This is a genomic window from Herbaspirillum hiltneri N3, assembly GCF_001267925.1.
GTDB lineage: Bacteria > Pseudomonadota > Gammaproteobacteria > Burkholderiales > Burkholderiaceae_D > Herbaspirillum > Herbaspirillum hiltneri.
This window is the reverse complement of the sequence record NZ_CP011409.1, coordinates 1,071,972-1,084,600: the sequence shown is the minus strand read 5'-3', so window position 1 is coordinate 1,084,600 and position 12,629 is coordinate 1,071,972. Positions and strand designations below refer to the sequence as shown.

10 protein-coding genes are annotated in these 12,629 nt (G+C 62.0%); 8 read left to right on the top strand and 2 right to left on the bottom strand.

Features of this window, described 5'->3' with window-relative positions; translation table 11 throughout:
• The first annotated feature begins 68 nt into the window (after positions 1 to 68).
• Entirely contained in the window at positions 69 to 728 is a 660-nt protein-coding gene (locus F506_RS04890) for a peroxiredoxin-like family protein (RefSeq protein ID WP_053195591.1), read from the top strand.
• Between the two features lie 79 nt (positions 729 to 807).
• Positions 808 to 1,608, top strand: a complete 801-nt coding sequence (locus F506_RS04885; RefSeq protein ID WP_158443114.1) for a TauD/TfdA dioxygenase family protein — start codon at positions 808 to 810, stop codon at positions 1,606 to 1,608.
• Positions 1,609 to 1,614: 6 nt separating this feature from the next.
• Here F506_RS04885 and F506_RS04880 read toward each other — a convergent pair whose 3' ends face one another.
• Positions 1,615 to 2,637 (bottom strand): response regulator transcription factor, encoded by a 1,023-nt coding sequence (locus F506_RS04880; RefSeq protein WP_053195589.1) that lies wholly within the window; start codon positions 2,635 to 2,637, stop codon positions 1,615 to 1,617.
• Positions 2,618 to 6,067: a hybrid sensor histidine kinase/response regulator gene (locus tag F506_RS04875; RefSeq protein WP_053195588.1), complete on the bottom strand. Its 3,450-nt coding sequence runs from the start codon at positions 6,065 to 6,067 to the stop codon at positions 2,618 to 2,620. The genes F506_RS04880 and F506_RS04875 overlap by 20 nt, the downstream gene beginning before the upstream one ends.
• 493 nt (positions 6,068 to 6,560) lie before the next feature.
• On the opposite strand from F506_RS04875, the gene urtA reads away from it, so the two are divergent.
• The 6 genes from urtA (at position 6,561) to F506_RS04845 (ending at position 12,623) form a co-directional block, all read left to right on the top strand.
• Positions 6,561 to 7,823: an urea ABC transporter substrate-binding protein gene (gene urtA, locus F506_RS04870; protein ID WP_053195587.1), complete on the top strand. Its 1,263-nt coding sequence runs from the start codon at positions 6,561 to 6,563 to the stop codon at positions 7,821 to 7,823.
• Positions 7,824 to 7,939: 116 nt separating this feature from the next.
• On the top strand, positions 7,940 to 8,860 hold the full coding sequence (urtB, locus tag F506_RS04865; RefSeq protein WP_053195586.1) for an urea ABC transporter permease subunit UrtB: 921 nt from the start codon (positions 7,940 to 7,942) through the stop codon (positions 8,858 to 8,860).
• A 52-nt stretch (positions 8,861 to 8,912) separates the two neighbouring features.
• Entirely contained in the window at positions 8,913 to 10,100 is a 1,188-nt protein-coding gene (gene urtC, locus F506_RS04860; RefSeq protein WP_053195585.1) for an urea ABC transporter permease subunit UrtC, read from the top strand.
• Positions 10,097 to 10,864, top strand: coding sequence for an urea ABC transporter ATP-binding protein UrtD (gene urtD / locus F506_RS04855; protein ID WP_053195584.1), 768 nt, complete (start codon positions 10,097 to 10,099; stop codon positions 10,862 to 10,864). The genes urtC and urtD overlap by 4 nt, the downstream gene beginning before the upstream one ends.
• A 19-nt stretch (positions 10,865 to 10,883) precedes the next feature.
• Positions 10,884 to 11,573, top strand: coding sequence for an urea ABC transporter ATP-binding subunit UrtE (gene urtE / locus F506_RS04850; protein ID WP_007884563.1), 690 nt, complete (start codon positions 10,884 to 10,886; stop codon positions 11,571 to 11,573).
• Between the two features lie 27 nt (positions 11,574 to 11,600).
• Positions 11,601 to 12,623, top strand: coding sequence for an aliphatic amidase (locus tag F506_RS04845; RefSeq protein ID WP_053195583.1), 1,023 nt, complete (start codon positions 11,601 to 11,603; stop codon positions 12,621 to 12,623).
• Positions 12,624 to 12,629: the final 6 nt, after the last annotated feature.

The window sequence follows — 12,629 nt, the reverse complement described above, 5'->3', positions numbered from 1 at the left end:
GCCGGCCCGAATGGCAGAAGATGCCTCCGTCGATTGCACTTCCGCGATCATCATTCAGGAGAAATCACATGTCTTTGCAAGCCAAACTCGATGCGTTCAAAGCCGACTTCGTCGCCGGCAAGCCCCCTTACAACGCACCCGCCGCAATTCATCCGGTCATGGCCCGCGCCACCGCCGAACTGATCGCCTCCGGTCAGGCCGGCCGCGCATTGAAGGCCGGCGACAAGGCGCCGTCGTTCACGCTCAACGATCCCGACGGCAAGCCGGTGTCGTCAGCCGATCTGCTGGCGCAAGGTCCGCTGATTCTCAGTTTCTATCGCGGAGTCTGGTGCCCGTACTGCAATATGGAGTTGCAAGCCTTGCAGGAAGCATTGCCCGCGTTTCAGGCTGCCGGTGCGCAACTGGTCGCGGTCTCTCCGCAGACGGCGCCCAACAGCCGCAAGTCGATGCGCAACAACAATCTGCAATTCCCGATCCTGGGCGATACCCGCAACGACGTCGCCGCCGCCTTCGGCCTGCGCTTCGCGTTGCCGGACTATCTGGTCGATCTGTACACGATGCTCAAGAACGATTTGCCGACCTTCAACGGCGACCCGAGCTGGACCTTGCCGATGCCGGCGCGCTACGTGATCGCCCAGGACGGCACCATCCTGTACGCCGAGGTCAACCCCGACTACACCCATCGTCCGGAGCCGGAAGACATGCTGCATGTCTTGCAGGCCGCCTGAGCGATGCACTGATCCGAAACGCGGTTGTGCCGCATCTTGCCGATGCCGGCGCACCGCACAGATGAAGAAAGGACGCATCATGAATATCATCCCTCTGGACGCCGGTTTCGGCGCCCGCATCAACAACGTCGACCTGGCTCGCCTGAGTGAGAATCCGGAAGCGCAACAATCGCTGCGGGAAGCCTTGCTGAAATACGGCCTGCTGGTCATTCCCGGTCCGGTGCTGTCGCCGCAGGCGCAGATCGCCGCCTCCGAAGTGTTCGGCGCATTGGAGGAGTTCCCGCCGGCACCGGGACAGATTCCCGGCTATCCGCAAATCTTTCGCGTCGCCAGCCGGGCCACCGAAGGTTATACCGGCGTCGGCCGCTACTGGCATTCGGACGGCTCCTTCCGGGCCGTGCCGACGCCGATGTCGCTATGGCATATGGAAGCGCGCCCCGAGGTCGGCGGCGATACCTTGTTCACCGATTTGCAGGAGGCATATCGCAGCCTGCCGGAGAAAACGAAAGCGCAGATAAAGGGATTGCAGACCACGCATCGCAACCACGTCGTGCATCCGCTCGTGATGCGGCATCCGCACACCGGCGCCGAAGGTTTGTACCTCAACGTCGGTCTCACCAACAGCATCATCGGCATGGACCGTGACGCTGCGGAGGAGCTGATCGCCACGCTCGACCGTTATCTGTCGCGCGAGGGGGCGGTGTATCGGCATCAATGGAAGGAAGGCGACTTTGTGGTGGCGGACAACTTCCGTGTCGCGCATCGCGCAACGCCCTTGTCGCCGTTGCAGCGGCGCGTGCTCAATCGCACCACGGTACGCGGCGACGGCGCGTTCTGGGAAACGATGAAGGCAGGCCGGCCCGCCGCGGTGGCTGCCTGACGGCGACTACTGCAACAGGTTGCTGCCGCTCCGCAGTGTTGACGCCTGCTGCACGCCGCTCGCCATCACCGCCGCCGCCGACCTGGTCTCCACGCCAAGTTTGACGAAGATGTGTTCGAGGTGCTTGTTCACCGTGCGCGGACTCATGCCGAGGATGTCGGCGATGTCGCGGTTGGTCTTGCCTTTGCCGAGCCACATCAGCACGTCGCTTTCGCGCGGAGTCAGGTGGACGCTTCCCGGCAATAGCGTTTCACCGCCCTGTGATGCAGACTGGAGCAGGGTGGCGGTGGTGGCCGCCGCGATCTCCGCGCCGATGTTCTTCTCCTCCAGCAGCAGCGTGATTTCATGTCCCTGGCCGGGCGCCGACAGCGCGACGCGCAGTTCGCTGTCGCCCTGTGTCGTCACCAGCGGGCGGATGTCGCCATTGCCCTGGCGCTGGCGCACCAGGCTCTCGTTGAGCCAGGATTGCAGCATCGTCGGCAGCCTGTGACCGGCATTGACTGCAGCGGCGCCGGGCGGGAAATATTTCTCCAGCCATAACGATGCCTTGCTGGTCTGCCACAGCGGCAGGCCGTTGGCGCTCAGGACGATGACCGCATGCGCGGCGTGTTCGAGCATGCCGCGCGCCTGCGACATCATGCGCGCGGTCTTGATGTGGGCGCCGATGCGCGCGACCACTTCCTGTGGCTTGATCGGCTTGGTCACGTAGTCGATGCCGCCGACCTCGAAGCCGCGCACCACGTGTTCGGTTTCGGTCAGGCCCGTCATGAACACCACCGGCACATGGTTGACGCTCTTGATCAGCTTGATGCGCTTGCAGGTCTCGAAGCCGTCGATGCCCGGCATCATGGCGTCCAGCAGGATCAGGTCCGGCGTGATGTAATCCAGCCGCTCCAGCGCGCTGATGCCATCGGTGGCGACCAGCACGATGTGGCCGCTCTCGTCGAGCGAATCGGACAGCATGGCGAGGTTGTCGGGCTTGTCGTCGACGATCAGGACGACATGCCGATCAAACGTTGTTGACATCATGACGAATCATCTCCTTGATGCGGGTGACATATTCATTCAGGCGGAACTGCTTGACCAGTTTCCTGAGTTCCGTGGTGAAGGGCAGGTAAGCCGAATTCTGCTGTTCCATCTCGTCGAGCTTCCTGAGGATGCCCTTGGCGTAACCGATGGCGCCGAGTTCCAGCAAGGTCTGCAGTTTTTCCTGCGAGGGCACCAGCATCATCGGCTGTGCGGCGGCGGTCGATTCTGCAGGAATGGAGGCAGGCATGGCGGCCGACACCCAGTCGATGTGCAGCTGCTGGCGGATCTTCGACAGCAGTTCGCTGTACGACACCGGCTTGACCACGAAGTCGTTGTACAGCGGCGGCTCGACGCCGTCGTGGTTGCGCTCATGTCCGCTCTCGAAGGCATTGGCCGAGACGATGATGACCGGCAGCTGCGTCAGCCCGCGGGCGCGGATGGCGCGCGCCACCGACCAGCCGTCCATCACCGGCATGGCGATGTCGAGCAGCACCAGGTCGGGCATCGGCGTACCGTGCGCCAGTGCTTCCAGGCAGGCGATGCCGCCATCGGCCTCGATCACCTCGAAGCCCAGCGGCAACAGCATCTCCTTGAGCAGCAGGCGTTGCGAGGCCTGGTCGTCGACTACCAGCACGCGCTTGCACGGGCCGATGTAACCCGACATCTGGTCTTCCAGTTTCAGGCGCGGACGCGGCACGTGGACTTCCGGCAGATAGATCTTCAGATGGAAACTGCTGCCGCTGCCGACCTCACTCCTGACCGCCAGTTCGCCTCCCATGATGTGCGTGAGCATGCTGCTGATGGCCAGGCCGAGACCGGTGCCGATGTCTTCGCGCAGGTTGGCGGCATTGCTGCGCTCGAACGGCAGGAAGATGCGGTCGAGGTCGTCCTCGGCGATGCCGATGCCGGTGTCGATGATGTCGAAGTAGGCGATCTCGCGCAGGTAGCGCACGCGCACCGTGACGCCGCCCCGGTCGGTGAACTTGACGGCGTTGCCGAGCAGGTTGATCAGGATCTGGCGCAGGCGTTTCTGGTCGGCGTGCACGATGTGCGGGATACGGCCGGTCTTCTCGAAACGGAAGCTCAGGCCTTTTTGTTCCGCCTGCGGCGCGAACATGCCGGCGATCTGTTCGAGAAACTCCGACAGCGCCAGTTCGTCCGAGGCCAGGCGCATCTTGCCGGCTTCGATCTTGGCGATGTCGAGCAAGCCGTCGATCAGGCTCAGCAGATGTTCGCCGCTGCGCCGGATCACGGCGATCGCATCCTTGCGCGCCGGCGGGATGGTGGCGTCGACATGCAGGATCTGCGCATAGCCGAGGATGCTGTTCAAGGGTGTGCGCAGCTCATGGCTCATGCCGGTGACGAAGCGGCTCTTGGCCAGGTTGGCCGACTCGGCGGCCTCTTTGGCGCGCTGCAGTTCGGCGTCGGTCTGCTTGTGCGCCTCGATTTCCTGCAGCAGCAGATTGGTCTGGCGTTCGGACTCTTCGTGCGCGACGCTGCGGCTTTCGTTGGTCAGGATCAGCCACCAGGAGCCGACGCCGATCAGCACCAGCAGCGTGCAGAACAGCTTGATGAAAATGCTCTGGATGGAATCGGGGCCGCTGGTGGTCAGGCCGGAGATGCCCGCCATCTGCTGGAAGTACAACATCCACAACACCACCGCCAGGCCGCCCGACAACAAGCCGAACACGATCAGATAGTGGCCGATGCGGGTGTTGAGCTTGAGCGTGAAGCGCGACGGCAGCAGTTTCTGTAAGGTGTTGAAGACCTGGTTGGGCAACCGTGCCGCCGGTGTCTTGCAGCGGTCGTTGCAGCGCGCGTCGAGCGAACAGCACAGCGAGCAGATCGCACCCTGATAGGCCGGGCAGTGCGCCATGTCGGGCGTCTCGAACGCGTTGCCGCAGATCACGCAGTCGAGTTGGGCATGCACGTGCACGTCGCCGAGATTGCTGTGCTCGGCCAGCGTATCCTGGCGCGCGATGTAATAGCGGCTTTTGGTGGCGAGCGCAATCAATGGCGCCGCCAGCATCGCCGTGCCGAGCGCGATGAACGGCGACATCGCCGCCGCCAGTTTGCCAAGCACGCCGGACATGGCGATCGCCGACAGGATGGAGGCAACCGCCATCGAACCGACGCCGACCGGATTAATGTCGTACAGATGTGCGCGCTTGAACTCGATGTGCGCCGGGCTCAGCTTGAGCGGCTTGTTGATCACCAGGTCCGACACCACCGCTCCTATCCACGAGATCGCCACCAGGCTGTACAGCGCCAGCACATGCTCGAGCGCATTGAAGACCCCCAGCTCCATCAGCAGCACCGCAATCAGCACGTTGAACACCAGCCACACCACCCGGCCGGGATGGCTGTGCGTCAGCCGCGCAAAGAAGTTGGACCAGGCCAGTGAACCGGCATAGGCGTTGGTGACGTTGATCTTGACCTGCGACACGATCACGAACAGCGCCACCGCGCCGAGCACCAGCGCCGGGTTGGAGAACACGTATTGATAGCCGATCAGGTACATCTGGGTCGGCTCCACCGCCTTGCCCATCGGCACCTCATGCTGGATCGCGAGGAAGGCCAGCAAGGCGCCGCCCAGCATCTTGGCGCCGCCCAGCAGGATCCATCCCGGCCCCGCCAGCAGCAGCGCGGTCCACCAGCGGCCGCGATTGGCCTGGGTTTTTTCCGGCAGGAAGCGCAGGAAGTCGACCTGCTCGCCGATCTGCGCGATCAGCGAAAACGCCACCGTCGCCGCCGCCCCGAACAGCAGGATGTTGAACGAGCTGCCGTCTTCGGCGCGGCCGGCGAAGGTGATCAGGTTGCCGAGCGCTTCCGGCTCCTTGTACAGCACGCAGATGTAGGGCAGCGTCAGCAGCACGATCCACACCGGCTGGGTCCACATCTGCAGCCGGTTGATCAGCGTGATGCCGTACGCCACCATCGGAATCACGATCAGCGAACACAGGACGTAGCCGTAGACCAGCGGCAGGCCGAAATAGATTTCGATGGCCTGCGCCATGATGGCGGCTTCCAGCGCGAAAAAGATGAAGGTGAAAGTGGCGTAGATCAGCGAGGTCACGGTCGAGCCGATGTAGCCGAAGCCGGCGCCGCGCGTGAGCAAGTCCATGTCGACGCCGTACCTGGCGGCGTAATAGCTGATCGGCAGGCCGGTCAGGAAGAACAGCACCACCACGCAGGCGATCGCCCAGAAGGTGTTGGTAAATCCATAACTCAGCGTGATCGCACCGCTGATCGCCTCCAGCGCCAGGAACGAGGTCGCGCCCAGCGCCGTGTTGGCCAGGCGGAATTCCGACCAGCGCCGGAACGAGCGCGGCGTATAGCGTAGCGCGTAGTCTTCCAGCGTCTCGTTGGCGACCCAGGTGTTGTAGTCGCGCCGGACTTTGACGATGCGTTGAATGGCGGGATTGGTCAATTTTTGCTCGCGTTATCGATGAATACCGGAACGCAGACCACGCGTTCTGTTTGCAAAGGCGGCGACCCTGACGGCAACCTCCTCGTACAGAAGCAATTTTCAAACCAATCGACCGGCGGCGGCATACGTCATTTGACGTATGCCGCCGCCGGTCGATACGCTTGCGTCGCCCGGGTTTTCCTCCCGATTCACCAAAACGCGGCAGCGCGGCCACCTTGCTGCCTTGTGAAAACGCACCAATACCATGCCGGGCATGAGCGAAACCTGTGCGCCCGGGCGGACGTTTCAGCGCCCGGGTTTTACGTCAAACAACGTATTGTTGCGCCGCATCGCAAAACCTATTCTCCATCCCAGAACGAGCAGGAAGCACAGCGGGAGGGAGAGAACACTCGCATGTCGGTCCCGGCTTTCGCCTCGTTTTGACTCAACCGATTCAGCCCGATCGACACGACCACGTCCGATTGCTTCCAATAACGCTCGAAAGGAGTACCGCATGTCGCACCGTTCCTCTTCCAAACCGCCTTCATCGCAACGACGCAAGATCATGATGGGCATTGTTGCCGGTGCCGCCGGTGCTGCCATGGCGCTCCCCGGCCTGGCCATGGCGCAGCAGTTCCCGACCGCCAAGGTCAACACCACCAAGCTGGCCATCACCGACACCGAAGTCACGGTCGGCCAGCTGCACTCGGCCACCGGCACCATGGCGATCAGCGAAACCGGTTCGATCCAGGCCGAACGCCTGGCCATCGACCAGATCAACTCCATGGGCGGCATCCTCGGCCGCAAGATCAAGATCATCCAGGAAGACGGCGCCAGCGACTGGCCGACCTTTGCCGAAAAAGCCAAGAAGCTGCTGGAGAACGACCACGTCGCCGCGGTGTTCGGCTGCTGGACGTCGGCCTCGCGCAAGGCCGTGCTGCCGGTCTTCGAAAAGGACAACGGCCTGCTCTACTACCCGACTTTCTACGAAGGCCTGGAGCAATCCAAGAACGTGTTCTACACCGGCCAGGAAGCCACGCAACAGGTGCTGGCCGGCCTCAACTGGGTGGCGAAAGAGAAGAAGGCCAAGACCTTCTTCCTGATCGGTTCCGACTACATCTGGCCGCGCACTTCCAACAAGATCGCCCGCAAGCACATCGAGAACGTGCTCAAGGGCTCGGTGGTCGGCGAAGAGTACTACCCGCTCGGCAACACCCAGTTCGGTTCGCTGATCAACAAGATCAAGCTGAAGAAACCGGATGTGATCTTTGCCGACGTGGTCGGCGGCAGTAACGTGGCGTTCTACAAGCAACTGAAGGCAGCCGGCGTCACCGCCAAGACGCAGAACCTGCTGACCATCTCCGTGACCGAAGATGAAATGCTCGGCATCGGCGGCGAAAACGTCGAAGGCTTCTACGCCTCGATGAAGTACTTCCAAAGCCTGGACAACCCGAACAACAAGAAATTCGTCTCCGAGTTCAAGGCCAAGTTCGGCGCCAATTCGGTGATCGGCGACGTCACGCAGGCGGCTTACCTCGGCCCGTGGCTGTGGAAGGCCGCCGTCGAAAAAGCCGGCAGCTTCGATGTCGACAAGGTCGTCGCGGCCTCGCCGGGCCTCGAGCTGAAAACTGCGCCGGAAGGCTACGTCAAGGTCCACGCCAACCATCACCTGTGGAGCAAGACCCGCATCGGCGAAGCGCAGAAGGACGGCCAGTTCAAGGTCATCTACGAGTCCGACCTGATCGAACCGAATCCTTTCCCCAAGGGTTATCAATAAATCGCGGCATTCGATTTGTTGGCAGCAATTTGTTGGCAGCAAAGCGGCGGCGCCTGTAGTGACATGCGGGCGCTGCCGCCCACGAATTTCCTTCTATCTCTCCTTCCGGAGTCAATATGGTCTCGTTATCCGAATTCGGCGCCATCTTCGCCATGCAGGGCTTCAACGGCCTGTCGGTGTTCTGCGTGCTGCTGCTGATGGCCCTGGGCCTGGCGATTATCTTCGGCCAGATGGGCGTGATCAACATGGCGCATGGCGAGTTCCTGACCATCGGCGCCTACATCACCTATCTGCTGTCACACCTGACCACGACCTACGCGCCCAGCCTGCAGCCGTTCTATTTCTTCGGCGCGGTGGTGCTGTCGTTCATCGTCGCCTACGGCTTTGGCTACCTGACCGAGCTGCTGCTGATCAGCCGGCTCTACAAACGTCCGCTCGACACACTGCTGGCGACCTGGGGCCTGAGCCTGGCGATGCAGCAGACATTCCGTTCCATCTTCGGCGCCAAGGAAGTCAGCGCCACCTTGCCGGACTGGCTGCTCGGTTCCTTCAAGCCGACCGACGCCATCGATATCCCGATCAACGGCCTGTTCATGATGGGCCTGACGGTGCTGTTGACCGGCACCATCTTCATCCTGCTGTTCCGTTCGCGCTGGGGCCTGCAAGTGCGCGCCACGATGCAGAACCGCGTCATGAGCGGCGCCGTCGGCATCAATACCCGCAAGGTCGATCGCACCACCTTCGCGCTCGGCTGCGGCGTGGCCGGGGTGGCCGGCGCAGCGTTCACCACGATCGGTTCGACCGGCCCCACCAGCGGCTCGCTGTACATCGTCGACACCTTCCTGGTGGTGGTGTTCGGCGGTGCGCAAAGCCTGATCGGCACGATTGCCTCGGCCTTCTCGATTGCGCAGACGCAGTCCACCGCCGAGTTCTTCCTGACTGGTTCGATGGCCAAGGTGCTGACGTTGTCGGCGGTGATCCTGATCCTGATGCTGCGTCCGCAGGGATTGTTCTCGTCCCGGGTGCGCAAGCATTAAGAACACACCTGAACGAAACCGTTTTCAGACTTCCCATTCGCGAGGTTCAAGCATGAATGCAGCATACGAAAAATTATTGGGCGGCAGATCCGGGTTGACCGGACTGCTGATACTGGGAGCGTTGCTGCTGGTGATCTTTCCGTTGAGCCTGGACATCTTCCGTCTCAACCTGGTCGGCAAATATCTGTCCTACGCATTCGTCGCGGTCGGGCTGGTGCTGTGCTGGGGCTACGGCGGCATCCTGAGTCTCGGCCAGGGCGTGTTCTTCGGCGTCGGCGGCTATTGCATGGCGATGTTCCTGAAGCTCGAGGCCTCCGACCCGATCAGCACCAAGATCCAGTCCACGCCAGGCATCCCCGACTTCATGGACTGGAATCAGATCACCTCGCTGCCGGCGATGTGGCAACCCTTCCATAGCTTCAGCTTCACCGTGCTGGCGGTGCTTGCGGTGCCGACGCTGTTGGCGCTGGTGATCGGCATGGCGATGTTCAAGCGGCGCGTCGGCGACGTCTACTTCTCCATCGTGACGCAGGCGATCGCGGCGATCCTGTCGATCCTGATCATCGGCCAGCAAGGCCTGACCGGCGGCGTCAACGGCATCACCGACCTGAAGACGCTGATGGGCTGGGACATCCGCACCGACAGTGCCAAGGTGATCCTGTACTTCGTCAATGCCGGCCTGCTGTTCGCGTGCATCGTGTTCGGCCGCTACATCCTGACTTCCAAGCTCGGCCGCCTGCTGATGGCGATGCGCGACAAGGAAGAGCGGGTGCGATTTTCCGGCTATGACGTCGCCAGCTTCAAGGTATTCGTGTTCTGCGTGGCGGCGACGTTCTCGGCCATCGGCGGCGCCATGTTCACCTTGCAGGTCGGCTTCATGTCGCCGTCCTTCGTCGGCATCGTACCGTCGATCGAGATGGTGATCTACGCCGCAGTCGGCGGACGCATGTCGTTGCTCGGCGCGGTGTACGGTACGCTGCTGGTCAACTTCGGCAAGACCTATTTCTCCGAGACCTTCCCCGAGCTGTGGCTGTTCCTGATGGGCGGCCTGTTCATCGCGGTGGTGATGTACTTCCCCAACGGCCTGGCCGGCGTGTACGAGAAACAGGGCAAGCGACTGATGGAGAAGCTGTCCCGTAAAAAAACAGTACCTCCCGAACCGGTGAAGCCGAAAGTGGCGACCAAAACCGATTCGGCTGAAGTCCATATCGACGGCGCCAACCTGGAGGCCAGCAAATGAACAACGCACCCATCGGATTCGAATCGACCGACCATCCCGTGCTGGCCATCGAGGACCTGACGGTGTCCTTCGACGGTTTCAAGGCGGTCGACAAGCTCAATCTGTATGTCCAGCGCAATGAAGTACGCGTGGTGATCGGCCCCAACGGCGCCGGCAAGACCACGGTGCTGGACCTGATCTGCGGCAAGACGCAAGCAACCTCGGGCAGCATCCGCTTCAACAACCACGAACTCACGAAGATGAGCGAGCACGCCATCGTGCGCGTCGGCGTCGGCCGCAAGTTCCAGACGCCGTCGATCTACGAAAACCTCAGCGTTTTCGAAAACCTGGAAATGTCCTTCCCGCGCGGCCGCAAGGTGTTCGGCGCATTGACCTTCAAGCGCACCGCGGACGTGGTGGCGCGGGTCGAATCGGTGGCGGCGGAGATCTTCCTCGACCAGCATTTGTATACCCAGGCCGACTTGCTCTCGCATGGCCAGAAGCAGTGGCTGGAGATCGGCATGCTGCTGATGCAGGAGCCGGAGCTGCTGATGCTGGACGAGCCGGTCGCCGGCATGAGCGTGTCCGAGCGCGAAAAGACCGCGCAGCTGCTGGGCCGCATCAGCCAGGGCCGCTCGGTGGTGGTGATCGAGCACGACATGGATTTCGTCAAGAGCATCGCGCACAAGGTGACCGTGCTGCATCAGGGAAAGATACTCGCGGAGGGCAGCATGGACAAGGTGCAGTCCGATCCAAAAGTCATCGACGTCTATTTGGGCCACTAATTCATTCCCGGAGCCAGCCATGTTCAACGTATCCAACCTCGCCTCCGGCTACGGCCAGAGCGCCGTCATCCACGACATCAACCTGTCGGTGGCGAAAGAAGAAATCGTCGCCGTCATGGGCCGCAACGGCATGGGCAAGACCACGCTGTTCAAGACGCTGATGGGCATCCTGCCGTTGCGCGACGGCAGCATCAAGATCGACGGCGTCGAACTGGGTGCGATGGAAAGCCATCAGCGCGTGTCGCGCGGCGTGGCCTACGTGCCGCAGGGGCGCATGATTTTCCCCGGCATGACGGTGCTGGAGAACATCCAGACCGGCCTCGCCGCCGATGCGCGCGGCAAGGTGCCGGACGAGTTGTACGCCTTGTTCCCGGTGCTGTACGAAATGCGCAGCCGCAAGGGCGGCAACCTGTCCGGCGGACAACAGCAGCAACTGGCGATTGCGCGCGCGCTGGCGACCAATCCACGCGTACTGCTGCTGGACGAGCCGACCGAAGGCATCCAGCCGTCCATCATCAAGGACATCGCGCGCAGCCTGAAGGAAATCCGCAAGATCCGCGAACTCACCATCATCGTGTCGGAACAGGTGCTGAGTTTCACGCTGGAAATCGCCGACCGTTTCCTGGTCATCGACAAGGGGCGCTTCGTCTATGAAGACACGCGCGCCAATGTCGATGCGCCGACCATCAGCAAATATCTATCTGTTTAACGACAGTTTTGAAGGAGGAGCATTGTCATGAGGCATGGAGACATATCAAGCAGTAAAGACGCGGTGGGCGTGGCGGTCGTCAACTACAAGATGCCGCGCCTGCACAATCGCGCAGAGGTGATGGACAACGTCAACAAGATCGCGGCCATGCTGATCGGCATGAAGCAGGGTTTGCCCGGTCTCGACCTGGTCGTTTTCCCGGAGTATTCGACGCACGGCATCATGTACGACGAGAAGGAAATGTATGACACTGCAGCTACCGTTCCCGGCGAAGAGACGCGCGTGTTCTCCGAAGCCTGCCGCATCGCCGATGTCTGGGGCGTGTTTTCGCTGACCGGCGAGCGCCATGAAGAGCATCCGCACAAGGCGCCGTACAACACGCTGATCCTGATCAACAACCAGGGCGAGATCGTGCAGAAGTACCGCAAGATCATGCCGTGGACGCCGATCGAAGGCTGGTATCCGGGCGACACCACTTACGTCTGCGACGGTCCCAAGGGACTCAAGATCAGCCTGATCATCTGCGACGACGGCAACTACCCGGAGATCTGGCGCGACTGCGCCATGAAGGGCGCCGAGCTGATCGTGCGCTGCCAGGGCTACATGTATCCGGCCAAGGACCAGCAGGTGCTGGTGGCCAAGGCGATGGCGTGGATGAACAACGTCTACGTCGCCGTCGCCAACGCGGCCGGCTTCGACGGCGTCTATTCCTACTTCGGCCATTCCGCGATCGTCGGCTTCGACGGCCGCACCCTGGGCGAATGCGAGACCGAGGAAATGGGCATCCAGTATGCCGAACTGTCGGTCAGCGCCATTCGCGACGCCCGCAAGAACTGGCAGTCGCAAAACCATCTGTTCAAGCTGCTGCATCGCGGCTACACCGGCAAGATCAATTCCGGCGAGTCGGCTGCGGGCGTGGCGGATTGTCCGTTCGACTTCTACAAGACCTGGGTCAACGATCCGCAGGCGGCGCGCGCCAAGGTCGAAGCCATCACGCGCAAGACCGCCGGCACGCCGGAGTGTCCGATTCCCGGCATTCCCAACGAATAGATCGTC